This window comes from Methylobacterium sp. Leaf87, assembly GCF_001422775.1.
In the GTDB taxonomy this organism is placed as follows: Bacteria; Pseudomonadota; Alphaproteobacteria; order Rhizobiales; family Beijerinckiaceae; genus Methylobacterium.
The window spans coordinates 131,745-154,841 of sequence record NZ_LMMI01000001.1; the positions used below are offsets into that span (position 1 = coordinate 131,745).

Annotated in this window: 24 protein-coding genes; 19 read left to right on the plus strand and 5 right to left on the minus strand. The window is 69.9% G+C overall.

The window, feature by feature from the left end; translation table 11 throughout:
• The first annotated feature begins 51 nt into the window (after positions 1–51).
• The 8 genes from trpD (at position 52) to ASF22_RS00640 (ending at position 7,447) form a co-directional block, all read left to right on the plus strand.
• On the plus strand, positions 52–1,065 hold the full coding sequence (trpD, locus tag ASF22_RS00605) for an anthranilate phosphoribosyltransferase (RefSeq protein WP_056260898.1): 1,014 nt from the start codon (positions 52–54) through the stop codon (positions 1,063–1,065).
• An 11-nt stretch (positions 1,066–1,076) separates the two neighbouring features.
• On the plus strand, positions 1,077–1,928 hold the full coding sequence (trpC, locus tag ASF22_RS00610) for an indole-3-glycerol phosphate synthase TrpC (protein ID WP_056169976.1): 852 nt from the start codon (positions 1,077–1,079) through the stop codon (positions 1,926–1,928).
• A 10-nt stretch (positions 1,929–1,938) separates the two neighbouring features.
• Positions 1,939–2,424, plus strand: a complete 486-nt coding sequence (moaC, locus tag ASF22_RS00615; RefSeq protein WP_056260586.1) for a cyclic pyranopterin monophosphate synthase MoaC — start codon at positions 1,939–1,941, stop codon at positions 2,422–2,424.
• On the plus strand, positions 2,421–3,650 hold the full coding sequence (glp, locus tag ASF22_RS00620; RefSeq protein WP_056260588.1) for a gephyrin-like molybdotransferase Glp: 1,230 nt from the start codon (positions 2,421–2,423) through the stop codon (positions 3,648–3,650). Before moaC ends, glp begins: the two co-directional genes overlap by 4 nt.
• Before the next feature lie 87 nt (positions 3,651–3,737).
• Complete coding sequence (locus ASF22_RS00625; RefSeq protein WP_056169984.1) at positions 3,738–4,079, plus strand: hypothetical protein; 342 nt, start codon at positions 3,738–3,740, stop codon at positions 4,077–4,079.
• Between the two features lie 25 nt (positions 4,080–4,104).
• The gene (locus ASF22_RS00630; protein WP_056260590.1) at positions 4,105–4,950 is read left to right on the plus strand and encodes a DUF1206 domain-containing protein; all 846 of its coding nucleotides are present in this window, start codon (positions 4,105–4,107) and stop codon (positions 4,948–4,950) included.
• Between the two features lie 73 nt (positions 4,951–5,023).
• A complete protein-coding gene (locus tag ASF22_RS00635; RefSeq protein ID WP_056260593.1) occupies positions 5,024–7,036 on the plus strand; it encodes an SDR family NAD(P)-dependent oxidoreductase in 2,013 nt (670 codons plus the stop codon).
• Positions 7,037–7,111: 75 nt separating this feature from the next.
• Positions 7,112–7,447 carry a PepSY domain-containing protein gene (locus ASF22_RS00640; RefSeq protein ID WP_244474165.1) on the plus strand — a complete coding sequence of 112 codons (336 nt, stop codon included), beginning with the start codon at positions 7,112–7,114 and terminating at the stop codon, positions 7,445–7,447.
• A 52-nt stretch (positions 7,448–7,499) separates the two neighbouring features.
• Here the strand turns inward: ASF22_RS00640 and ASF22_RS00645 are convergent, their stop codons facing one another.
• From ASF22_RS00645 to ASF22_RS00655, 3 genes are all read right to left on the minus strand, one after another.
• Complete coding sequence (locus ASF22_RS00645) at positions 7,500–8,426, minus strand: NAD-dependent epimerase/dehydratase family protein (protein ID WP_056260598.1); 927 nt, start codon at positions 8,424–8,426, stop codon at positions 7,500–7,502.
• Positions 8,427–8,440: 14 nt separating this feature from the next.
• The gene (locus ASF22_RS00650; protein WP_056260600.1) at positions 8,441–9,445 is read right to left on the minus strand and encodes a glycosyl transferase; all 1,005 of its coding nucleotides are present in this window, start codon (positions 9,443–9,445) and stop codon (positions 8,441–8,443) included.
• 302 nt (positions 9,446–9,747) lie between these two features.
• Entirely contained in the window at positions 9,748–11,793 is a 2,046-nt protein-coding gene (locus ASF22_RS00655; RefSeq protein ID WP_056169999.1) for a protein meaA, read from the minus strand.
• Between the two features lie 395 nt (positions 11,794–12,188).
• Here ASF22_RS00655 and ccrA point away from each other — a divergent pair, with 395 nt between their 5' ends.
• Entirely contained in the window at positions 12,189–13,469 is a 1,281-nt protein-coding gene (gene ccrA, locus ASF22_RS00660) for a crotonyl-CoA carboxylase/reductase (protein ID WP_056170002.1), read from the plus strand.
• A 63-nt stretch (positions 13,470–13,532) separates the two neighbouring features.
• On the opposite strand, the gene ASF22_RS24455 is transcribed toward ccrA, so the two are convergent.
• The gene (locus ASF22_RS24455) at positions 13,533–13,700 is read right to left on the minus strand and encodes a hypothetical protein (RefSeq protein ID WP_187272997.1); all 168 of its coding nucleotides are present in this window, start codon (positions 13,698–13,700) and stop codon (positions 13,533–13,535) included.
• Positions 13,701–13,853: 153 nt separating this feature from the next.
• On the opposite strand from ASF22_RS24455, the gene leuD reads away from it, so the two are divergent.
• The 3 genes from leuD to ASF22_RS00680 all read left to right on the plus strand — a co-directional run bounded on the left by leuD (position 13,854) and on the right by ASF22_RS00680 (position 16,112).
• A complete protein-coding gene (gene leuD, locus ASF22_RS00670) occupies positions 13,854–14,456 on the plus strand; it encodes a 3-isopropylmalate dehydratase small subunit (RefSeq protein ID WP_056170005.1) in 603 nt (200 codons plus the stop codon).
• Between the two features lie 82 nt (positions 14,457–14,538).
• Positions 14,539–15,729 carry a lytic murein transglycosylase gene (locus tag ASF22_RS00675; protein ID WP_056170008.1) on the plus strand — a complete coding sequence of 397 codons (1,191 nt, stop codon included), beginning with the start codon at positions 14,539–14,541 and terminating at the stop codon, positions 15,727–15,729.
• Entirely contained in the window at positions 15,726–16,112 is a 387-nt protein-coding gene (locus ASF22_RS00680; RefSeq protein ID WP_056260602.1) for a RidA family protein, read from the plus strand. The genes ASF22_RS00675 and ASF22_RS00680 overlap by 4 nt, the downstream gene beginning before the upstream one ends.
• A gap of 340 nt (positions 16,113–16,452) precedes the next feature.
• Here the strand turns inward: ASF22_RS00680 and rplS are convergent, their stop codons facing one another.
• Positions 16,453–16,911, minus strand: a complete 459-nt coding sequence (gene rplS / locus ASF22_RS00685; protein ID WP_056170012.1) for a 50S ribosomal protein L19 — start codon at positions 16,909–16,911, stop codon at positions 16,453–16,455.
• A 308-nt stretch (positions 16,912–17,219) separates the two neighbouring features.
• On the opposite strand from rplS, the gene ASF22_RS00690 reads away from it, so the two are divergent.
• From ASF22_RS00690 to ybeY, 7 genes are all read left to right on the plus strand, one after another.
• On the plus strand, positions 17,220–17,786 hold the full coding sequence (locus tag ASF22_RS00690; RefSeq protein ID WP_056170015.1) for a NifU family protein: 567 nt from the start codon (positions 17,220–17,222) through the stop codon (positions 17,784–17,786).
• 162 nt (positions 17,787–17,948) lie between these two features.
• A complete protein-coding gene (gene tsaB, locus ASF22_RS00695; RefSeq protein WP_056260899.1) occupies positions 17,949–18,626 on the plus strand; it encodes a tRNA (adenosine(37)-N6)-threonylcarbamoyltransferase complex dimerization subunit type 1 TsaB in 678 nt (225 codons plus the stop codon).
• On the plus strand, positions 18,623–19,144 hold the full coding sequence (locus ASF22_RS00700) for a GNAT family N-acetyltransferase (RefSeq protein WP_056170018.1): 522 nt from the start codon (positions 18,623–18,625) through the stop codon (positions 19,142–19,144). The genes tsaB and ASF22_RS00700 overlap by 4 nt, the downstream gene beginning before the upstream one ends.
• A gap of 16 nt (positions 19,145–19,160) precedes the next feature.
• On the plus strand, positions 19,161–20,042 hold the full coding sequence (locus ASF22_RS00705; protein WP_056260605.1) for a lysophospholipid acyltransferase family protein: 882 nt from the start codon (positions 19,161–19,163) through the stop codon (positions 20,040–20,042).
• A 74-nt stretch (positions 20,043–20,116) separates the two neighbouring features.
• Positions 20,117–21,457 (plus strand): tRNA (N6-isopentenyl adenosine(37)-C2)-methylthiotransferase MiaB, encoded by a 1,341-nt coding sequence (miaB, locus tag ASF22_RS00710; RefSeq protein WP_056170025.1) that lies wholly within the window; start codon positions 20,117–20,119, stop codon positions 21,455–21,457.
• An 81-nt stretch (positions 21,458–21,538) separates the two neighbouring features.
• Complete coding sequence (locus tag ASF22_RS00715; RefSeq protein WP_244472982.1) at positions 21,539–22,609, plus strand: PhoH family protein; 1,071 nt, start codon at positions 21,539–21,541, stop codon at positions 22,607–22,609.
• Positions 22,606–23,091 carry an rRNA maturation RNase YbeY gene (gene ybeY, locus ASF22_RS00720; protein WP_056170028.1) on the plus strand — a complete coding sequence of 162 codons (486 nt, stop codon included), beginning with the start codon at positions 22,606–22,608 and terminating at the stop codon, positions 23,089–23,091. The genes ASF22_RS00715 and ybeY overlap by 4 nt, the downstream gene beginning before the upstream one ends.
• The last annotated feature ends 6 nt before the right edge of the window (positions 23,092–23,097 follow it).

Here is a 23,097-nt window from a genome sequence, read left to right on the forward strand (position 1 = left end):
ATCGGTCAGCACTGATTGATCTCATTCCAGACGGCCGGTGGATTCGTTCAGGTGGATTCGTTCAAGCCGCTCCTCGCGAAAGTCGCCGCCGGCACGAGCCTCGACCGCACCGAGGCGAGGCGCGCCTTCGACGATCTCCTGTCCGGTGAGGTGACGCCGGTCCAGGCCAGCGCTTTCCTCATCGCCCTCAAGGTACGCGGCGAGACAGCGGACGAGATCGTCGGCGCCGTCGAGGCCATGCGCGCGCGGATGCTGCCCGTCGCCGCCGTTCCGGGCGCCGTCGACGTGGTCGGCACCGGTGGGGATCATTCGGGGAGTTACAACGTCTCCACCCTCGCGGCCATCGTCACGGCGGCCTGCGGCGTGCCGGTGGCCAAGCACGGCAATCGCGCCGCCACCTCGCGCTCGGGCGCCGCCGACGTGCTTGCGGCTTTGGGCGTCCGCATCGGCCTCGATCCGGACGGCCTCGCCCGCTGCCTCGCCGAGGCCGGCCTGTGCTTCATGTTCGCCCAGACCCACCACGGCGCCATGCGTCACGTGGCGCCCGTGCGGGCCGAACTCCCCACCCGCACGATCTTCAACCTCCTCGGGCCGCTCGCCAACCCGGCCGGGGTCAAGTTCCAGCTCTTCGGCGTCTCGTCCCCCGCCTGGGCCGAGCCCCTGACCCGGGTGCTCTCCGAGCTCGGTAGCGAGCGGGTCTGGACCGTGCACGGCTCCGACGGCCTCGACGAGATCACCGTCACGGGCCCCACGGCCGTGGTCGCCCTGGACGGGGGCCACATCACCCACGCGACCCTCGACCCGCGCGAAGTCGGCTTGAGCCTCCACACCCTCGACGCCCTGCGCGGCGGCGACCCGGAGCACAACGCCGCCGCCCTGCACGGGGTGCTGGAAGGCGCCAGCAACGCCTACCGCGACATCGGCGTGATCAATGCCGGCGCCGCCCTGGTGGTGGCGGGTGCCGCCGCGACCCTCCGCGAGGGCGTCGTGCGGGCGCAAGACGCCCTCGATTCCGGAGCGGCCCGCGCGACGCTGGCCGCCCTCGTCCACGTCTCGAACGCCTGAAGGCGGCCCCCATGTCCGATCCCGCGACGCCCGATCCCGCGACCGACGAGACGGCCTCCCCCGGGCGCCGCGACGTGCTCGCCCGCATCGAGGCCTACAAGCGCCGCGAGATCGCCGAGGCGAAGCTGCGGGTGCCGCAGACCAAGCTCGAGAAGCGCGTCGCCGGCATGGAGCCGACGCGCGGTTTCGCCGCCGCCATCGCGGCGCACATCGCGCAAGGGCGGCCGGCCCTCATCGCCGAGGTGAAGAAGGCCTCGCCGTCGAAGGGGCTGATCCGGGCCGATTTCGACCCCGCCGCCATCGCGAACGCCTACGAGACGGGCGGCGCCACCTGCCTCTCGGTGCTCACCGACACGCCTTCGTTCCAGGGCAAGCCGGAGTACCTCACCCAGGCGCGCGACGCTTGCGCCCTGCCGGTCCTGCGCAAGGACTTCCTGTTCGAGCCCTATCAGGTGTTCGAGGCGCGGGCCTGGGGTGCCGACTGCATCCTCGCCATCATGGCCTGCCTCGACGACGACGAGGCGCAGGCCCTGGTCGAGACCGCGCACGATCTCGGCATGGACGTGCTGGTGGAGGTCCACGACGATGCCGAACTCGCCCGCGCCATTCCGCTGGGCACGCGGCTCATCGGCATCAACAACCGCAACCTCAAGACCTTCGAGGTCTCGTTCGAGACGGCGATCCGCCTCGGCCACGGCGTGCCGGAAGACCGCATCGCGGTGGCCGAGAGCGGCATCTCGAATCACGCCGACGTGGTGCGGCTCGGGGAGAACGGCCTGCGTACAATCCTCGTCGGCGAGAGCCTGATGCGGCAGGACAACGTGGCGGAAGCGACTCGGCACCTGCTGTTCGGGGACAAATGAGGACGGACCGTTGGCCGAACTGACCCATCTCGACGCGGCGGGCGCGGCCAACATGGTCGACGTTTCCGACAAGGCCGCCACCACCCGCACGGCGCGGGCAGTCGGCACCGTGGTGATGCTGCCCGAGACCCTGGCGCTCATCCGCGAGGGCGACGCCAAGAAGGGCGACGTCATCGGCACGGCGCGGCTCGCCGGCATCATGGCGTCCAAGCGCACCCACGAGCTCATCCCCCTGTGCCACCCGCTCCTGATCTCGAAGGTGCGGGTCGACTGCACCATCGACGAATCCCTGCCGGGCCTGCGGGTCGCCGCCGAGGTGAAGGTGCTGGGTCCCACCGGGGTCGAGATGGAGGCCCTTACCGCCGTCTCGGTGGCGTGCCTGACCATCTACGACATGGTGAAGGCCGCCGACCGGGGCATGCGGATCGAGGGTATCCGGCTGCTCGCCAAGGATGGCGGCCGCTCCGGCGCCTATCTGGCGGAGGATGCCGTTTGAGCGGGCCGATCCCCGTCGCGGAAGCGCTCGCTCGCATCCTCGCCGGCATTCCCGGCCCCGTCCCGGCCGAGACCGTCGCCATCGCGGAAGCCGCCGGTCGGACCCTGGCGGAGGATGTGCGGGCCACCCGCACCCAGCCCCCTTTCCCCGCTTCCGCCATGGACGGCTACGCCGTGCGCGCCGACGACGTCGCCACCTGCCCGGCCACCCTGCGGGTGATCGGCACCAGCGCGGCCGGCCACGGCTTTGCAGGTTCGATCGGGCCGGGCGAGGCCGTTCGCATCTTCACCGGTGCCCCAGTGCCCGAGGGCGCCGACGCCATCCTGATCCAGGAGAACGCCGAAGCCGGGGACGGCCGGGTCGTCGCCAGCGAGCCCGTGGCGGCCAGGCGCTTCGTGCGCCCGAGCGGCCTCGACTTTCACGAAGGCGACGTGCTCTTGCGGGCCGGCGAGAGCCTGGATGCCCGCCGCACGGCCCTCGCGGCGGCAGCGGGCCATGGCCGGATCGGCGTTCGCCGGCGCCCCCGGGTCGCCATCCTGGCAACCGGCGACGAACTCGTGGCGCCGGGCGAGCCGGCGCGCTGGGACCAGATCGTCGCCTCCAACGCCCTCGCGGTGGCGGCGCTGGCCCGCGAGGCCGGGGCGGAGACCCTCGACCTCGGCATCGTCGGCGACACCCTCGAGGCCCTGGAAGCCGCACTCCTCCGGGCCGTCGCGGCAAAGGCCGACCTCCTCGTCACTCTCGGGGGCGCGTCGGTAGGCGACCACGACCTCGTGCAGTCGGCCCTCACCCGCCAGGGGCTGGAACTCGGGTTCTGGCGCGTGGCCCTGCGTCCCGGCAAGCCGCTGATGCACGGGCGCCTCGGTCCCACCACGGTGATCGGGCTGCCCGGCAACCCGGTCTCGTCCATCGTCTGCGGCCTGCTGTTCGTGGTGCCGGCGATCCGGGCGTTGCTGGGTGACCCACAAGCCGGCGCCGACCGCAGCGAGCCGGCGATCCTCGGCCACGCCATGCCGGCCAACGACGGGCGGCAAGACTACCTGCGCGCGCGCCTCGATACGGCGCCCGACCGCCTGCCGGTGGTCCACCCGGAGAACCGGCAGGATTCCTCGATGCTGTCCGTCCTCGGCCAAGCCGAAGCCTTGCTGATCCGGGCGCCCCACGCCCCGGCCGCCGAGAGCGGCGCGCCGTGTCGCATCCTGCGCCTCGACCGCCGCATCCTGTAGCGCCGTTCGGCCTCATGGCGACGCCTGGACGAAGCGGTCCGTTCGGTTCAGGATCGCAGCCGTCGCGCCCATCCGAGGTTTCGCCCTTTGCCGCACTTCGAAGATTTCTACGCCGACAAGCTCCGTGGCGCCCTCGGCGTCACCGACGCCGAATCCGTGCTCGACCTGCGCGGCACCAACCGCCCGACGGCGGAAGCGTCCCTCGCCGACATGCTGGAGCGCAGCCGCTTCGGAAAGAGCAAGACGGTGGCCATCCGCCTCGATCCGCCGCCGGAGGGCGGGGGCGAGACCCTGTTCCAGCCCACCGGGCGCCTGCTCCTCGACGCCAAGCGCAAGGGGCTCGTCGAACGCCTCCAGACCCTGCCGGCCGGCGACGGTCTCGGCTTCTACGTGGCACTCTCGGGCAAGGCCGCGCGTTCGGTGGAGTGATCGCAGCCCCACCCCCGGGATTTCCGTGAACCTCCTCGGCCGAAACGTCATCGAACGCCTCGCCCGGTTCGGCTACGGCGCGCGCGGCGTCGTCTACTGCATCGTCGGCGGTCTCGCGCTCCTGGCAGCCCTCGGACGTGGTGGCCGGGCCGACGACAGCGAGAGCGCGATCCGCTGGGTCCTCGCCGGTCCGTTCGGAAGCGTCCTCGTCGGGTTCATCGCCATCGGCCTCCTCGGCTTCGCCCTGTGGCGCTTCGTCGAGGGCCTGACCGACGCCGACCGTCGCGGCACCTCGCCGAAGGGTCTCGTCGTCCGCGCCGCCCATATCGGCAGCGCGGTGATCTACACCGGTCTCGCCATCACCGCCGGCAGTCTCGCCCTCGGCCTCGGCCGTGCGCGGGGCGGCGACGGCATGCAGGACTGGACCGCCTGGCTCCTGTCGAAACCCTTCGGCCTCTGGCTCGTCGGGCTCATCGGCCTCGGGGTGATGGCGGGGGGCGTCGCCTTCCTCGTCAAGGCTGCCACCGGCAAGGTCACGGACCGCCTGAAGCTCGACGCCGGGCAGTGCCGCTGGGCCAAACCCGTGGGCCAGTTCGGCTACGCGGCCCGCGGCGTCGCCTTCCTCATCATCGGCGGGTTCTTCCTCGCGGCGGCGTGGTACCAAGCCTCCTCCGAGGTGAAGGGGCTGGCCGGGGCCTTCGGTGCCCTGCGGGCCCAGCCCTACGGCTGGGTGCTTCTCGCCATCGTGGCGGCCGGGCATTTCGCCTTCGGCGCCTTCGGCCTGATCCAGGCCCGTTTCCGCCACATCGACGCCCCCGATCTCGACGAGACCGACGACGCCGTGCTGAAGGCACTCCGCCCCGGCGGGTAAGCCCGCCGCGTTGACAGGAACGGGCGCGGCGCCGATACCGCGCCTCGGCCGGAGCCCGTATGGGCCGGAGTTCATGCAGCAGCGCACCTACAAGAACGCGGTGATGGTGGTCCACGATTGCGTGGCGACCGCTCTGGCCGTGATCCTCACCTTCGTGTTCCGCTTCAACGGCGATCTCCTCGCTGAGCGCCTGCACGCGCTTCCCCTGCTGCTGCCGCCCTTCGTGATGTTCGCGGGGCTCGTCTACGCGCGGTTCAAGCTCTACCGGACGAAGTGGCGCTTCGCCTCCCTGCCGGATCTCGCCGGGATCGTGCGGGCGGCGAGCGTACTCGCCCTGACCCTCCTCGTGCTCGACTACGTCCTCGTCTCCTCGACGATGTACGGGTTCTACTTCTTCGGCAAGATCGCCATAGGCCTGTACTGGGTCCTGCAGATCTTCCTCCTCGGCGGCCCGCGTCTCGCCTTCCGCTACCTGAAATATGCCCGCTCGCGGCAGAGCCACGCCCGCACCGCAACGACCCCGACCCTGCTGCTCGGGCGCGGCACCGACATCGAGATCCTGGTCCGGGCCATCGAATCCGGCTCCGTGCGGCGCCTCGCGCCCAAGGGCATCCTGTCGCCCCGCGCCGACGAGACCGGCCAGACCATGCGGGGCGTGCCCGTGCTGGGATCGTTCGCCGACCTCGAACGGGTGGTGGCCGATCTCGCCCGCGACGGCACCCCCGTGCGCCGCCTCGTCGCCGTGCCGAGCGCGCTCGCTCCGGAGGCCGCGCCCGACGACCTCATCGCCCGGGCCCGCCGCCTCGGCCTGCCCCTGTCGCGGGTGACGAGTCTTGGCGAGAACATGCGCGACGCCGGCCTCGCGCCCCTGGAGATCGAAGACCTGCTCCTGCGCCCTACCGTGGCCATCGACCGGCCGCGCCTGGAGCGCCTGCTCACGGGCGCTCGGGTGATCGTGACCGGCGGCGGCGGCTCCATCGGCTCGGAGATCTGCGCCCGGGCCGTGGCGTTCGGCGCCGCCGCCGTGCTCGTGGTCGAGAGCTCGGAGCCGGCGCTCCACGGCATCCTGAGCCGGCCGGATATCGCCGGGGCGCACGTCACCGGCGTGCTGGCCGACATCCGCGACCGCGACCGCCTCGACGCCGTTTTCGCCGCGTTCCGGCCGGACTACGTGTTCCACGCCGCCGCCCTGAAGCAGGTGCCCTACCTCGAGCGCGACTGGACCGAGGGCATCAAGACCAACGTGTTCGGCTCCATCAATGTCGCGGAGGCCACCCTGGCGGTGGGTGCCCGGGCCCTGGTGATGATCTCCACCGACAAGGCCATCGAGCCGGTGTCGCAGCTCGGCGCCACCAAGCGCTTCGCCGAGATGGTGGCGCAGGCCCACGACGCCGCGCAGAGCTGCGCGGCCGGAACGGTCCCGACGCGGCTCATCGCCGTGCGATTCGGCAACGTGCTGGGCTCCGTCGGCTCCGTGGTGCCGGTGTTCAAGGCGCAGATCGCCCGGGGCGGCCCCGTCACCGTCACCGACCCCGAGATGGTGCGCTACTTCATGACCGTGCGGGAAGCCGCCGACCTCGTCCTCACCGCCGCCTCCCATGCCGACCGGGAGGCACGGGTCGCCACCTGCGCCAACGGAATCGACCAGCGCGCGGCGGTCTACGTGCTCAAGATGGGCCAGCCCGTGCGGATCGGGGATCTCGCCGAGCGGATGATCCGGCTCGCCGGCTTCGAACCGGGCGTCGACATCGACATCGTCCATACGGGCTCGCGGCCCGGCGAGCGCCTGAACGAGATCCTGTTCGCCCGTGAGGAGCCCCGAATCGCCCTCGACGGGATCGACGGCGTGATGGCTGCGCGGCCCGTCTTCGCCGACCGGACGATCCTGGACGGCTGGGTCGTGCGCCTTCACGCGGCGGTGGCGGCCCAGGACCGGGCGGCGGCGGAAGCGGTGTTCGGCGAGGCGATCCCCGATTTCCGCAACCGTCCGGCGGCAGGCACCAGGACAATGGCGGAACCGCAGGGTCCGATCCCGGTTGATCCCTCGCGTAAATCGCGGGAACCAACGGTCGCGCTTCCGAATTGAGGCGCTGACCCGAACATCAGGGACCGGGCCGGCCGAACGACACCGGTGCCGGTCCGTCGATCCGAGGAGAAGATCTTGCAGCGTGTTTCGAAGCTTCTGGCAGGCAGCCTGTTCGCGATGGCCCTCGGCCTCGCCGGCGCGCCAGTCCTCGCGCAGGGCATCTCCATCGGACCCGGCGGCGTTCAGGTCGATCCCGGCTACCGCCGCGGCTACGACGACCGTGGCCCGCCGCGCAGCGAGCTGACCCGAGGCGAGGCGGCCCGAATTGCCCGTCGTGAAGGCCTCATCGATGTCGACGGTGTCGACCGGCGCGGCCCCCGGATGATCGTGCGCGGCTCGGATCGCCGCGGCGACGACATCTCCGTGGTGCTCGACAGCCGCTCGGGCGATGTCCTCGACGTCCGCCGCTGAGCCTTAGGGATCGAAGGGAAAAAAGGTCCGGCGTGCTGCGCCGGGCCTTTTTTCATGCGGTCTCGGCTCGGGCGAAAGCGGCAAGGCCGTCGCCCGTCGTGTGCGACGGGGCCCACCCTAGCGCCGACAGGCCGTCGGCCCGGGCGACGAGCCCCGTCGAGAGGCGGGCATAGGCCTCCTCCCGTCCCGCCAGACGGCAGGCGACCCCGATGAGGCCGGGTGGCACCGCGACGAGCTTCGGCGTCCGGCCGAGGCCGTGCCGCAAGGCCGCGATCATCTCGGGCAGGGTCAGGGGATCGGGCTCGGCGACCACGAGGGCACGGCCGAGGGGGGCCGGTGCAGCGAGCGCCGTGGCCACCGCCGCCGCGAGATTGTCCACCGACACGAGGGAGCGCCGTGCCGTGAAGCCCCCGAACGGCAGCGGATAGGGCGTGCGCGCGAGGCGCAGCAGGGCCGCCATGTTGCCCTTCACCCCGGGACCGTAGACGAGGACCGGCCGCAGGGCGACCCAATCGAGGCCGATCTCGGCCAGGGCCGCCTCGGCGTCGCGCTTCGAGCGTCCGTAGGCGTCCGTGGGTTCGGGCGCATCGGTCTCGCGGACGGGTCCGGTGGCGCTCGGTCCGGTCTGGGCGCGGATCGAGGACAGGAACACGAAACGGCGGATTCCGACCCGCGCCGCGCTTTCGGCGAGGCGCCGCGTGGCCTGCGTGTTGGAGGTCCGGTAATCGTCCTCGGGGGTGCCCGACATGGCGTGGGCGAGGCCCGCCGAGTGAACGACGGCATCGACGCCGGCCAGAGCCGCAGCCATGTTCATGGGTCGGCTGAGGTCGCCAACCACGGCGCCGCTCGCCCCATCCGGTACGGCGACGGGCCGGCGCAGGAGCACGCGGACCCGGTAGCCCCGGGCCGAGAGGGCGTGGAGGAGATGCCGACCGATGAAGCCGGTGGAGCCCGTCAATGCGATGAGCTGTCCGCCCAAGATCGTCTCCTGCCTTAACCGGGCCTCCGGCGCCGCCCGAAGGCGTGCAGGAGGCTTGCCACCAGGGCGCCCCCCGCCCCCGAGGCCAGGACGGTGACGGGCCAGGACGGCCAAAGCAAGGTCGCGCCGGCTAGGGCCGCCAAAGCGAGGTTGAGGACGAACACACGGCCCACGACGGCGACCACCGGGAACCCGTTATCCGTGGCGCGCTGGTACCAGTGCGAGCGATGGGCCTGCCAGACCGGCTCCCGCCTCAGCAACCGGCGCCCCAGGGTCAGGGTCGCGTCGGCGAGATAGTAGAGCGGCAAGAGGATCGCGGCGGCGAGCCCACCCTCCGCGGCGAGGCGGTAGAGCAGCCACGCCCCGAGGAGCCCGAGGGGCAGCGACCCGACATCGCCCAGGAAGAGCCGGGCCACGGGGCGGTTGAACGGCGCGAAGCCGAGCACCGCCCCGAGGAGCGCGGCGGCGACGAGCATGGGCAGGAACGGCAGCCCTCCGGACAGGCCGAGGAACACGAGGGCGCCCGTGAGGGGCACGAACTCGGCCACGCTCATCCAGTCGAGCCCATCCATGAAGTTGACGAGGTTCACGAACCAGAGTCCCGAGAGGATCGCGACGCCCCGTTCGACGGGCAGCGGCAAGCCCGGCATCAGGCGCCCACCCACCGCCAGCACCAGTCCGGCGACTACGAGGCCCTGTACGCCGAGGCGGAGGGAGGCCGGCAGGGGGCGGATGTCGTCGACGGCACCCAGGATCGCGAGCAGCAGGACGGCGTGGGCGAGGACGAGGGCCTCCAGGGCATCGAGTCCGGCACCACGCAGGGCCAGCACCACGCCGACGGTGGCGAAGACCGCCAGCACGATGGCGATGCCGCCCCCCTGCGGCGTCGGCACCGTATGGCTGGACCGGGCATTGGGCCGCGCCAGGGCATAGCGCCGGAGCAGCGGCTGAAGGGCAACGATCAGTCCCGCGCTCAAGCCAGCGGCGAGCGGAACGGCGACGAGCGGCGCGAGGAGCATGGGCGGTCCGTGGGGCGTCCGGGGGGAGCCGTTCCGTTCTTTTCGGCCTGGGAGGATTAGTGATCCGACGATCTTCGGCCGCGTTCGCTCAGGTACAGGACAGACCCGTAGCGGCGTGGGTCTCGGCCGGGTCCTCCCCTGCCAGACACAGGGCACTCGCATAGGGGCAGGGTGTCGTTCCGGGGCGTCGCAGGTGAACCCGGGTCCGCTCGGGGACCCGGGATGGCAAAGCGTGGCGGGACTTCCAGTACCCCCGAACGCCCGAGGCGATCGTCCTCAGACTTTCCAACGGCTCGGTAGCGTCAGAAGACCTTCTCGGCATCCTTGCGGGAATTCACCCCGTCAGCCTTGTCGGCGGCCTGCTTGTCCAGCGCCCGATTCACCACCTTGGCCAGCCCGACCATGATGGTGTCGAGGATGTAGTCCTTAGGCGTGTAGACCGCCGTGACGCCCATATTCTTCAACACGAGTTCGTCGTCGGGCGAGATGATGCCGCCCACCACCACGGGGATGTGGTCGAGGCCGGCTTCGCGCATCTTCGCCTTCACGTCGCGCACCAGGGGCACGTGCGAGCCGGACAGGATCGACAGGCCGACGACGTGGGCGCCGGTCTCCTTGGCCTTGGCGACGATCTCGGCCGGGGTCTGGCGGATGCCGTCGTAGGTCACGTCGAAGCCGACGTCGCGGGCGCGCAGGGCGATCTGCTCGGCGCCGTTGGAATGGCCGTCGAGGCCAGGCTTGCCGACCACGAGCTTCGGCGTTTCGCCGAGGCGCTCGCCCAGATCCGCGATGAGGAGCTTGGCTTCCTCGGCCGCGCCCGACGACACCGTGTCGAGGCCGACACCCGTGGGTGCGCGGTACTCGCCGAACACCTCGCGCAGGCGCGTGCCCCACTCGCCGGTGGTGACCCCGGCCTTCGCGGCGGCGATGGACACCGGCATGATGTTGGCGCCGGAACGCGCGGCGGCTTCGAGATCGGCGAGGGCCTTTTCCACGGCCTTGCCGTCGCGTTGCGACCGCCACGCCCGGATGCGCTGCTCGGCCTCCATCTCCACGGTCTCCGAGACGGTGAAGATGGCCCCCTCCCCGGCGGTGAGGGGCGAGGGCTCCCCGGCCTGGAACTTGTTGACGCCGACCACGACCTGATCGCCGGCCTCGATGGCCGAGATGCGCTTGGCGTTGGATTCCACGAGCGCCCGCTTGAGGGCGCCGGTCTCGACGGCGGCCACGGCCCCGCCGATGCCACCGATCTCCTCCAGGGCCTTGCGGGTCTCGGCTTTGAGGGATTCGACCTTGGCGTCGATCACCGTCGAGCCGTCGAAGATGTCGTCGTATTCGAGGAGATCCGTCTCGAATGCAAGGATCTGCTGCATGCGCATGGACCATTGCTGGTCCCAGGGGCGCGGCAGGCCGAGCGCCTCGTTCCAGGCGGGAAGCTGCACGGCGCGGGCGCGGGCGCGCTTCGACAGGGTGACGGCCAGCATCTCGATGAGGATGCGGTGGACGTTGTTCTCGGGCTGCTGCTCCGTCAGTCCGAGGCTATTCACCTGAACGCCGTAGCGGAAGATACGCTTCTTCGGGTCGGTGATGCCGTAGCGCTCCTGGGCGATCTCGTCCCAAAGCTCCGAGAACGCCCGCATCTTGCAGATCTCGGTGACGAACCGCATGCCGGCATTCACGAAGAACGAGATCCGGCTGAACACGTCGGCGAAGCTCGCCTCGTCGAAATCGGGGTCGTCCCGCACGGTATCCAGCACCGCGATGGCGATGGCGAGGGCGTAGGACAGCTCCTGCACCGGCGTCGCCCCGGCCTCCTGCAGGTGGTAGGAGCACACGTTCATCGGGTTCCATTTCGGCACTTCCTTGGTCGTGAACAGGATCACGTCCTTGGTGAGCCGCAGGGAGGGGGCCGGCGGGAACACGTAGGTGCCGCGCGACAGGTATTCCTTGATGATGTCGTTCTGGGTCGTGCCCTGGAGGCCGCTGAGGGGCGCGCCCTGCTCCTCGGCCACGGCGAGGTAGAGCGACAACAGCCACGGCGCCGTGGCGTTGATGGTCATCGACGTGTTCATCTGCTGCAACGGAATCTGGTCGAACAGGGTCCGCATGTCGCCGAGATGCGCGATCGAGACGCCGACCTTGCCGACCTCGCCGCGCGCCAGTTCGTGGTCGGGGTCGTAGCCCGTCTGCGTCGGCAGATCGAAGGCCACGGACAGGCCGGTCTGCCCCTTGGCGAGGTTGCCCCGGTAGAGCGCGTTCGATTCCTTGGCGTTGGAATGCCCGGCATAGGTCCGGATGATCCAGGGCTTGTCGCGCTTGACCTCGGCGACGGTCGCGTTCGCGCTCATTCCACTCGACTCCGTTGGATGCTGTGCCGCGCTTGACCGCGCGTGATGGCCGGCACCCTAACCAAGCGCAGCGCGCGCGTCATCTGGCCGAAGGTTCGGCAGGCGGGCCGCGACACGCGAAGGCTTGGAAAAATTCTAGATGCACGGCGAAAGCGAATTGAACGGGGCATCACCAAAGTCGGATGCCGCGATGCACTTAAGCATCTGAAATACCGACAGGATACGCCGCGGCATCGCTCAGCAACGTCGCGAAAAATATTGTATACGAATACAGGCCGCCGCCCGGACAGCGAGTCGCCCACAAGCACCGGGCCTTCATGGCCTTTCTGGGGCCTTGGAGCGCTTCCGGTTCGCCGATATAGGGTCGCTCACAACAAGATAAGGGAGAGCCTGAGATGGCCGCGAGCGCTGCGTCGAGCACGACTGAGATCAAGGACTTGTACGAGATGGGCGAGGTCCCGCCCCTCGGCCACGTGCCGGCGAAGATGTACGCCTGGGCGATCCGGCGCGAGCGCCACGGGCCGCCGGAACAGTCCCACCTGCTCGAAGTCCTCCCCGTCTGGGAGATCGGCGACGACGAAGTGCTCGTTTACGTCATGGCCGCCGGCGTCAACTACAATGGCGTCTGGGCCGGCCTCGGCGAGCCGATCTCGCCCTTCGACGTGCACAAGGGCGAGTACCACATCGCGGGCTCGGACGCGTCGGGCATCGTCTGGAAGGTCGGCGCCAAGGTGAAGCGCTGGAAGGTCGGCGACGAGGTCATCATCCACTGCAACCAGGACGACGGCGACGACGAGGAGTGCAACGGCGGCGATCCGATGTTCTCGCCGTCCCAGCGCATCTGGGGTTACGAGACCGGGGACGGCTCCTTCGCCCAGTATTGCCGGGTGCAGTCGCGCCAGCTCATGGCCCGGCCGAAGCACCTCACCTGGGAAGAGGCGGCCTGCTACACGCTGACCCTCGCCACCGCCTACCGCATGCTGTTCGGCCACGCCCCCCACACCGTGCGGCCGGGCCAGAACGTCCTGATCTGGGGCGCCTCGGGCGGTCTCGGCGTGTTCGGCGTCCAGCTCTGCGCGGCGTCGGGCGCCAACGCCATCGCGGTGATCTCCGACGAGTCGAAGCGCGACTACGTCATGGGGCTTGGCGCCAAGGGCGTGATCAACCGCAAGGAGTTCGATTGCTGGGGCCAGCTGCCGAAGGTGAACAGCCCTGAGTACAACACCTGGCTCAAGGAAGCCCGCAAGTTCGGCAAGGCGATCTGGGACATCACCGGCAAGGGCAACGACGTCGACATCGTGTTCGAGCACCCGGGCGAGTCGACCTTCCCGGTCTCGACCCTGGTGGCCAAGCGCGGCGGCATGATCGTGTTCTGCGCCGGCACCACCGGCTTCAACATCACCTTCGACGCCCGCTACGTCTGGATGCGCCAGAAGCGCATCCAGGGCTCGCACTTCGCCCACCTCAAGCAGGCCTCGGCCGCCAACCAGTTCGTCATGGATCAGCGCATCGATCCGTGCATGAGCGAGGTGTTCCCGTGGGAGAAGATCCCCCAGGCCCACACCAAGATGTGGAAGAACCAGCACCCACCCGGCAACATGGCCTGCCTCGTCAACGCCCCGCGCGCCGGCCTGCGCACGGTGGAAGACGTGATCGAGGCCGGCAAGAACAAGTAAGCCTGAGCCTCAGGGTCTGAGGCTCTCACGCTCGACCGCCCGAACGATCACCTTCCCTAACGATCACCTGCCCTTTTCGGAGGGCAGGTGCTTCGCGTAATCCTCGCGTTCCTCTTTCTGCTTGATGAGGTCCGCATAGGCCTGCCGCATCTCCGGCGAGACGGAGACGGAGCGGGTCTTCTCCTTCTTGCGCTTGGGTGCCTTCTTGAACTGGTTGGCGGTCTCGGTCATCGGCTGGTTCCGGATGGGTCGCGTCGCCCCGAGCATAGGCCAGGCCGACGACGTTCGCGAGACATGCGCGCGACAAGATGGACGGACGGTTCCGGTCGCACCCGTGCACTGGTAGAGACGGTCCGACACGTTTTCCGGACCGGACGAACCACAATGGAAAAATTCACCACCCTCGAGGGCGTCGCGGCGCCCATGCGGATCATCAACGTCGACACCGACCGGATCATCCCCAAGCAGTATCTCAAGACCATCAAGCGCACGGGGCTCGGCAAGGGCCTGTTCTCGGAGATGCGCTACCGCGACGACGGCTCGGAGAACCCCGACTTCGTCCTCAACAAGCCGGCCTATCGCAACACGAAGATCCTCGTGGTGGGCGACAATTTCGGCTGCGGCTCGTCGCGCGAGCACGCGCCCTGGGCGCTGACGGATTTCGGCATCCGTTGCGTGATCTCCACGAGCTTCGCCGACATCTTCTTCAACAACTGCGCCAAGAACGGCATCCTGGCGATCACGGTCTCGGCCGAGGATCTGGAAAAGCTGTTCGAGGATGCCGAGCGCGGCGCCAACGCCACCCTGTCCGTCGATCTCGAGGCCCAGACCATCAAGGGGCCGGACGGCGGTACCCTGCATTTCGACATCGATCCGGGCCGCAAGGAGAGCCTCCTCAACGGCCTCGACGAGATCGGCCTGACCCTGAAGCGGGCCCCGGCCATCGACGCCTACGAGGCGAAGATCGCCGCGCGCGGCTGGGCCTGAGACCGGACGTGCTCATGGTTCGTTTACCATGGGCACGCCTTAACGGTGGGCAGACCCGACCATCCGCTCCGGAGACCGCCCCATGACGCCGCGCGCGACGCTCACCGCCCTCCTCTGCCTCGCGGGTGCGACGGCAGCCCCCGAGGCCCGGGCCGACTTCCAGGATTGCCTCGCCGGGCTCCAGGCCCAGGCCGCCGCGCAGGGCATCTCGGCCCAGACCTTCCGCGCCGCGACGAATGGCATCGCCCACGACCCCAAGGTCCTCGAACTCGCCGGCGCCCAGCCCGAGTTCAAGACACCGATCTGGGACTACATGGCGGCTCTCGTCGACGACGAGCGCGTCGACGACGGCAAGGCGGCCATGAAGCAGCACGCCCAGGCCCTCGCCAACGCGGAATCGCGCTACAGCGTCGACCGCTACACCATCGCGGCGGTGTGGGGCGTCGAATCGAACTTCGGCAAGAACCTCGGCAAGATGCCGCTGGTCCAGTCCTTCGCCACCCTGATCTGCGCCAACCACCGCCGGAAGGACTTCTTCAAGGGCGAGCTGATGGCCACCCTCAAGATCATCGAGCGCGGCGACATCGATCCCTCCCGCCTCAACGGCTCCTGGGCCGGCGCCTTCGGCCAGACCCAGTTCATGCCCACCACCTACCAGCGGCTGGCGGTCGACGGCGACGGCGACGGGCGCCGCGACCTCGTCGATTCGGTCCCCGATGCCGTCGCCTCCACGGCGAACTTTTTGCGCGTGGCGAAATGGCAGAACGGCCAGCCCTGGGGCTACGAGGTGCGCCTGCCGCGCGGCTTCAATGCCAGCGGTGCCGGCCGCAAGAACCGCCACGCCGTCTCCCACTGGGCCGCCATGGGCGTGACCCGGATCGACGGGCGTCCGCTCTCCGGCGACGCGCCCATCGGCATCCTGATCCCCGCCGGGGTGAACGGCCCCGCCTTCGCCGTCACCAAGAACTTTGACGCCCTGTATTCCTACAACGCCGCCGAATCCTACGGCCTCGCCATCGCGGTCCTGTCCGACCGCCTGCGGGGCCGGGCCGGCATCCAAGCCGAGTGGCCCACCGACGACCCGCCCCTGTCGCGCGCCGAGCGCCGCGACCTCCAGACCCGGCTCGCCGCCCGCGGCTACGACGTCGGCGAACCGGACGGCAAGGTCGGGTCCAAGACCCGCGACGCCATCAAGGAGATCGAGCGCAGCCTCGGCATGCCGGCGACGGGTCGTCCGGGCGCGAAGGTGCTGGAGGCGTTGCGGCGAGGATGAGCGGGCGACGCCTCATCAGTTCGGGGTCGCCGTTCGAGGCGGCCTACGGCTATTCTCGCGCCGTGGTTCAGGACGGCATGGTCCACGTCGCCGGAACGACGGGCTACGACTATGCGACCATGAGCCTGCCCGATTCGGCCGAAGCCCAGACCGAAGCGTGCTGGCGGACCATCGCGGCCGTTCTCGAAGAAGCCGGCACAACGATGGGCGGCCTCGTCCGCGCCACCTACTATGTGACCGATCGAGCGGAGGTGGAGGCCGTCCTGACCGTGTTCGGGCGCGTGCTGGCGGACATCCGCCCGGCCGCGACCATCGTGATCGTCGCCGGTTTGCTACGGCCCGAGATGAAGGTCGAGATCGAAGTTACAGCAAGAATCGGTTGATACCGTTCCGGGTCGATCACTTCGGATCGAAGCGTTAGGAGAGACCCCTTTCCTGAAAGGCTACGGCCATTCACACTTCTCCGAAGCGCCGGGACTCCATCGCCGTCATTCCGGGGCGCCGCAGGCGAACCCGGAATCCAGAGCCGCCAAGGCGGCGGAATGAGGCACCGTCGGCGGCTCTCGATCCCGGGTTCTGCTTCGCAGCCCCGGGATGACGGGTCTGTAGCGGCGATCGGGCGACCTCAACTGATCATCCGGTTTCGGTATGATGCTGCCAGCCTGAAACGAAAAAGGCCGGGCGATTGCCCGGCCTTCCGCATTCGTCCAGATCCGAAAAAACCTACTCCGCGGCGGCGGTCTTCGCGGCGGACTTCGCGGCCTTCTCGGCCTTGCGGGCGTCCTTGTTCGCCTTCGACGCGTCGGCCTTGGCTGCCTTCTCGGCGGGACGGTCGGCGCGTTCGACGATACGGGCGGACTTACCGCGACGGTCGCGCAGGTAGTACAGCTTGGCGCGACGCACCTTGCCGCGACGCACGACGACGATGGAATCGATGAGCGGCGCGTAGAGCGGGAACACGCGCTCGACGCCCTCGCCGTAGGAGATCTTGCGGACGGTGAAGCTCTCGTTGAGGCTGCCGCCGGAGCGGGCGATCACCACGCCCTCGTAGGCCTGCACGCGGGTACGCTCGCCTTCCTTCACCTTGACGTTCACGATGACCGTGTCGCCGGGCTGGAAGTCGGGGATGGTCTTGTTGAGCGAAGCGATCTGCTCCTGCTCGAGCTGCTGGATGATGTTCATCGGTCACGTCCTGCCGGTGCGCGCCCGGGATCCCCGGATGGGATCGTGGGCGTCAGGATTTCGGCATCCTGTTTTGAGTTGAGCCGGGCCTTACACGAGGCGTGTATTTTTGTCTACGCGGCGTCGATTGTTTCGGGCCGCGCGCGCTCCGAGAAGCACCGATCCTTCCCCAGGCGGCCATGGCTCCGAGTTCCCCACGGGAGTTGAGAAAATCGCCCACGGGGTCCACATGGATATCCATGCCGGGCGATCCCGGCATGATTCCCGGCCGGCCTTGAACCGGCGCCGCGGACGAGGATTTCGTACCCATGTTCATCCAGACCGAAGCCACCCCGAACCCCGCCACCCTGAAGTTCCTGCCCGGCCGCGTCGTCCTCGACACCGGCACCTTCGAGGCGCGCGACGCCGAGGCCGCCGCCCGTTCGCCCCTGGCGCAGCGCCTGTTCGACGTGCCCGGCGTCGCCGGGGTCTATTTCGGCCACGACTTCATCTCCGTCACCAAGGCGGAGGACGAGAACCTGTGGCCGCAGGTGAAGCCCGCCATCCTCGGCGCGATCATGGAGCACTTCCAGTCCGGCGCCCCGGTGCTCGCCGAGGGCACCAGCTCCGAGGACGACGAAGCGGAGGAATTCTTCGATCCGGCCGACGCCGAGACCGTGGTCACCATCAAGGACCTCCTCGAGACCCGCGTGCGCCCGGCGGTCGCCGGCGACGGCGGCGACATCACCTTCCGGGGCTACAAGGAAGGCGTCGTCTACCTCGAGATGAAGGGCGCCTGCTCGGGCTGCCCCTCCTCCACCGCCACCCTGCGGCACGGCGTACAGAACCTGTTCCGCCACTTCCTGCCCGAGATCCGCGAAGTTCAGGCTATCTGAGACCGACCGCGCCGACTTGCGGCGCAAAGCGGCAACACTGTACCGTGAATTCATCGAAAACGGCCGCCTCGCTCTCACGGGGCGGCCGTTTTTGTCCTACCATCGAGCTCCCGGCGGGCGCGTGATCGGCTCACGCGGGGCCGGGGCACATCGGGAGTGACGTTGCGTATCCTGGCCATCGACACGGCGCTCGACGCCTGCTCCGTCTGCATCGCGACGGACGAGTCCGACGATCTCCTCGCCCACGAGTCGATAATCCTCGGGCGCGGCCATGCCGAGGCCCTGCTGCCCATGGTGGAGCGCGTGGTCGCCCGCGTGGAGGGCGGCTTCGAGGCCCTCGACCGCGTCGCCGTCACCGTCGGGCCCGGCAGCTACACCGGCCTGCGCGTCGGTCTCTCGGCGGCCCGCGCCATCGGGCTCGCCACCGGCATTCCCGTGGTCGGCGTCACCACCCTGTCGGCGCTCCTCGCTCCGCTCCTCGCCCTCAACGGTGCAGGCCTCATCGTCGCCGCCATCGATGCCCGCCACGGCGCCGTCTACGTCCAGGCCATGAGCATGGGCGACGGAATTGTCATCCCCCCGAGTCTTCTCCCCCTGGAGGAAGCCGCCGCCATGCTCGACGGCACCGTGACCCTCGTCGGCTCCGGCGCGCCGGCGCTGGCCGCCCTTCTCAAGGGGCGCGGCCTCGACGTACAGCTCGCCGGAACCGGCGCCGCCGACATCGCCTGGACCGCCTCCCTCGGCATGCTGGCCGACCCCGCCCAGGCCCTCGCCCGCCCGCTCTACCTGCGCGGCCCCGACGCGCAGCCCCAGGATCACGCGAGGCTCGCCCGCCGATGACGCGACCCGTCACTCCGTTCTGGCCCTTCGAGATGTGGTCCGCGTGGTGGGACGCCTGGGGCGGTGCGCCCTACGTCGCCATCCTGCGCGATTCCGGTCAGGCCCGCGCCCTCGCTCGCCTCCACGCCACCGCCTTCGCCCGCCCTTGGGACGCCCACGAGTTCGAGCGCATGCTGTGCGAGCGCTCCACCGAGGCCCACGCCCTGTGGAAGGGCGGCACCATCCAGGGCTTCGTCCTTTCGCGCAAAGCCGCCGACGAGGCCGAGATCCTCACCGTCGTGCTGGCGCCGGGCGCGCGCGGCAACGGCTTGAGCCGCCGGCTCGTCGGCGACCATCTCGCCCATCTCGCCGTCAACGGCGTACGGCGGGTCCATCTCGAGGTCGACGAGGGCAATGCCCCGGCCCTCAAGCTCTACGCCCGGCACGGCTTCCGGCAGGTCGGCGCGCGTACGGGCTACTACCACCGCGCCGACGGCAGCCGCGCCACCGCCCTCACCATGACCTCCGAGCTGGCGTGAGTCCGGCGGCGGCCCGATGACCCGCATCGGCACGCTCCTGCGCCTCGCGCTCTGCGCCCTCGCCTTCGGGCTGATGGTCGGCCCCCATCTGCTCAGCCTGCGCTACGGGCGCGGGCGCCTTGCCGGGGACCTGCCGACGCGCTTCCACCGGGTCTTCCTGCGCCTGTTCGACGTGCGCGTGACCCAGAGCGGCACCCCGCCGGACCCGGGCGAGGCGGCCCTGGTGCTCGCCAACCACATCTCCTGGCTCGACATACTGGTGCTCGGGTCCCTGCGCCCGCTCTCCTTCGTGGCGAAATCCGAGATCGCCGGCTGGCCCGTCGTCGGCACCCTGGCGCGGCTCCAGCGCACGGTGTTCATCGACCGGGCGCGCCGCGCCGCCACCGCCCACGTCAACGCCACCGTCGCCAGCCGGTTGGCCTCGGGCGATCTCATCGTGCTGTTCGCCGAGGGTACGACAGGGGACGGCACCCGCCTGTTGCCGTTCCGCTCGTCCCTCGTGGGTGCGGCCCGCGCCGCGATCGACGGAACCGCCGGCGGCCCCGACCGCATCCGTCTCCAGCCCCTCGCCATCACCTATCCGCGCCGCAACGGTCTGCCGATGGTCCGGTCCGAGCGGCCGGGCGTGGCGTGGTACGGCGACATGGAGCTCGCCCCTCACCTCTCCGACTTCTTCGCGAACGGCCCCATCGACGTGCACGTGGTCTGGGGCGCCCCCATCGCGTTCGAGGCCGGCACCGACCGCAAGCGCGCGACGGCCCTGGCCGAGGCCTCCGTGCGCGAGGCCCTTCAGCGCGCGGTCACCGGTCGCCCGCCCAAGGGCGCGGTCTGGGGCGGCGCGCGCCTCCTGCCCGACGCCGCCCCCAAGGACACAGCCTCCGGCGTGCCCGCCCTCTGATCCGGCTTCCGGGTCGCGACGTCGTGCCGGAACCGTGTTAAGGCCGTGGCGAACCACGGGTCGGGACCGGACTGTTGAAGAAAGCCTTCGTCAAATCCTACGGCTGCCAGATGAACGCCTACGACGCCACCCGGATGGCGGACGTGCTCGGCGCCGAGGGCTACACCGCCACCGACACGGTGGAGGAGGCGGATGTCGTCATCCTCAACACCTGCCACATCCGTGAGAAGGCGGCCGACAAAGTCTATTCGGAACTCGGACGCCTGCGCGTCCTCAAGACCGAGCGCGCCGCCGCCGGACACGACACCCGCATCGTGGTGGCGGGCTGCGTCGCCCAGGCCGAGGGGGCCGAGATCCTGTCCCGCGCGCCGAGCGTCGACGTGGTGGTCGGCCCGCAGAACTATCACCGCCTGCCCGATCTCCTCGCCCGCTCGCGCACGAAGCGCGTGGTCGATACGGAATTCCCCGTCGAGGACAAGTTCGACCACCTGCCGGCGCGGCGCACCCTCGGGGTCACGGCCTTCCTCACGGTGCAGGAGGGCTGCGACAAGTTCTGCGCCTTCTGCGTGGTGCCCTACACCCGCGGCGCCGAGGTCTCGCGCTCCGTGGCGGCGATCCGGGCCGAGGCGGAGCGGTTGCTCCAGGGCGGCGCCCGCGAGATCACCCTTATCGGCCAGAACGTGAACGCCTATCACGGCGTCGGCCTCGACGGCGGGTCGGCCACCCTGCCCGACCTCATGCGCGAGATCGCGTCGCTGCCCGGCATCTTACGCCTGCGCTACACCACCAGCCACCCCAACGACATGACGTCCGACCTCGTGGCGGCCCATGGCAGCCTGCCGGCCCTGATGCCGTTCCTGCACCTGCCGGTGCAGTCGGGCTCCGACCGGGTGCTGAAGGCCATGAACCGCAAGCACACGGCCGCGAGCTACCGCGACCGCATCGCGGAGATGCGGGCGGTGCGGCCCGACATCGCCCTGTCGTCGGATTTCATCGTCGGCTTCCCCGGCGAGACCGAGGCGGAGTTCGAGGAGACCCTGCGGCTCGTCGCCGACATCGGCTTCGCCAGCGCCTACTCGTTCAAGTACAGCCCGCGCCCCGGAACGCCCGCGGCGGAGTGGGACGACATGGTGCCGGAGGACGTGAAGACCCGCCGTCTGCACGCCCTGCAGACCCTTCTCGATGCGCAGCGCCACGCCTTCAACGCCTCGTATGTCGGCGCCGTGGTCGAGGTTCTCGTGGAGAAGGCCGGGCGCCACCCCGGTCAGGTGGCGGGCAAGACGCCTCACCTCCTACCCGTTCAGTTCGACGCGCCCACATCCACCATCGGCACCCTCGTGCCCGTGCGGATCGTCAGGGCCGGCTCCAACAGCCTGTTCGGCGAGACCGTCGCCGATGCGGCGGTCGCGGCGTGAGCGCGGCGGCCCCGTTCCGTGGCATCACCATCGAAGGACACCGGCGTGGCAGCATCTGACGGGATCGGACGGATCGGCCCCTTGCGCGGGCGCGGCCCGGCGGCGCGGGCGGGCGAGATCGTCGAATCCCTCGAGGCGTCCCTGACCTTCGACGACAACCGTCTCGCGAGCCTCGTCTTCGGCCAGTACGACCAGAACGTCGCCCATCTCGAGCGGCGCCTCGGCGTCACCGCCACGGCTTTGGGCAACCACCTCGTCATCAAGGGCTCGCCCGAGGCGGCGGAACTTGCCCGCAAGGTGTTCGAGCGCCTCTATGCCCGCGTCCGGGCCAGCGGCACCGCCCTGACGCTCGGCGACGTCGACGGCGCGATCCAGGAGACGACGCAGCAGGGCACCCTGTTCCCGGCGGCCGAGGTCAGCGCCGAGCCCGACCGGCCGGTCTTCGACCAGATCGCCACCCGCCGGCGCGGCGCCGTGCGCGCCCGCAACACGGCGCAGGACGCCTACATCAAGCTGCTGCGCACCCGCGAACTCGTGTTCGCCGAGGGCCCGGCCGGCACCGGCAAGACCTGGCTGGCCGTCGGCCACGCCGTCTCGCTGCTGGAGCAGGGTCACGTGGAGCGCATCATCCTGTCCCGCCCGGCCGTCGAGGCCGGCGAGCGCCTCGGCTTCCTGCCCGGCGACATGCGCGACAAGGTCGATCCGTACCTGCGCCCGATCTACGACGCGCTCTACGATTTCATGGAAGCCCGCCACGTCGACCGCGGCCTTCAGACCGGGATCATCGAAATCGCGCCGCTCGCCTTCATGCGCGGACGCACCCTCACCAATGCCGTGGTGCTCCTCGACGAGGCGCAGAACACCACCTCCATGCAGATGAAGATGTTCCTGACGCGCCTCGGCGAGAACTCCCGGATGATCATCACGGGTGATCCGAGCCAGGTCGATCTGCCGCCGGGCCAGCGCTCGGGCCTCGTCGAGGCGGTAAAGATCCTGGACGGCGTCGAGGGCATCGGTCGCGTCACCTTCCGCGACGTCGACGTGGTACGCCACGACCTCGTGCGCCGCATCGTCACCGCCTACGAATCGGCCGCCCACGGCGAGCACGAATCCGACCGCAACCCGAATCCGCGCCGCCGGCCCAATTCATGATCGAGACCGAAATCGACGTCGCCGTCGAGGACGCACGCTGGAACGACGTGGTGCCGGACCTCGAAGCGTTCGTGATCCGCGCCGTGGAGGCCGGGCTCGCCATCGCACCGGATTCCCCCAAGGAAGCGGTGGAGGTCAGCGTCCTGCTCACCACCGACGCTGCGGTGCAGGCCCTGAACCGGACTTGGCGCGGACAGGATAAGCCCACCAACGTCCTGTCGTTTCCTGCGCCCCCGCAGCCCCCCCATGCGGGAATGGCGCGGCCGCTCGGCGATGTCGTTCTTGCGTATGACACGATGCTGCGCGAGAGTGCCGAGCAATCGAAGCCGCTCAGTCACCACCTCGCGCACCTCCTTGTCCATGGCACCCTCCACCTCCTCGGTCAGGACCACGAGACGGGCGACGCGGACGCCGAGGCCATGGAGGCGCTCGAAATCGCGGCCCTCGCCACCCTTGGCATGCCCGATCCCTACGCCGATTGAGCGGCA

Bases quoted from the DNA above. Each gene is read 5' to 3' on its own strand.
- ASF22_RS00675 (WP_056170008.1), top strand. From the start codon at position 14,539: ATGACGCCGCGCGCGACGCTCACCGCCCTCCTCTGCCTCGCGGGTGCG.
- ASF22_RS00680 (WP_056260602.1), top strand. From the start codon at position 15,726: ATGAGCGGGCGACGCCTCATCAGTTCGGGGTCGCCGTTCGAGGCGGCC.
- ASF22_RS00635 (WP_056260593.1), top strand. From the start codon at position 5,024: ATGCAGCAGCGCACCTACAAGAACGCGGTGATGGTGGTCCACGATTGC.
- ASF22_RS00690 (WP_056170015.1), top strand. From the start codon at position 17,220: ATGTTCATCCAGACCGAAGCCACCCCGAACCCCGCCACCCTGAAGTTC.
- ASF22_RS00650 (WP_056260600.1), bottom strand. From the start codon at position 9,445: ATGCTCCTCGCGCCGCTCGTCGCCGTTCCGCTCGCCGCTGGCTTGAGC.
- leuD (WP_056170005.1), top strand. From the start codon at position 13,854: ATGGAAAAATTCACCACCCTCGAGGGCGTCGCGGCGCCCATGCGGATC.
- ASF22_RS00705 (WP_056260605.1), top strand. From the start codon at position 19,161: ATGACCCGCATCGGCACGCTCCTGCGCCTCGCGCTCTGCGCCCTCGCC.
- ybeY (WP_056170028.1), top strand. From the start codon at position 22,606: ATGATCGAGACCGAAATCGACGTCGCCGTCGAGGACGCACGCTGGAAC.
- ASF22_RS24455 (WP_187272997.1), bottom strand. From the start codon at position 13,700: ATGACCGAGACCGCCAACCAGTTCAAGAAGGCACCCAAGCGCAAGAAG.
- ASF22_RS00655 (WP_056169999.1), bottom strand. From the start codon at position 11,793: ATGAGCGCGAACGCGACCGTCGCCGAGGTCAAGCGCGACAAGCCCTGG.
- ASF22_RS00700 (WP_056170018.1), top strand. From the start codon at position 18,623: ATGACGCGACCCGTCACTCCGTTCTGGCCCTTCGAGATGTGGTCCGCG.
- ccrA (WP_056170002.1), top strand. From the start codon at position 12,189: ATGGCCGCGAGCGCTGCGTCGAGCACGACTGAGATCAAGGACTTGTAC.
- trpC (WP_056169976.1), top strand. From the start codon at position 1,077: ATGTCCGATCCCGCGACGCCCGATCCCGCGACCGACGAGACGGCCTCC.
- rplS (WP_056170012.1), bottom strand. From the start codon at position 16,911: ATGAACATCATCCAGCAGCTCGAGCAGGAGCAGATCGCTTCGCTCAAC.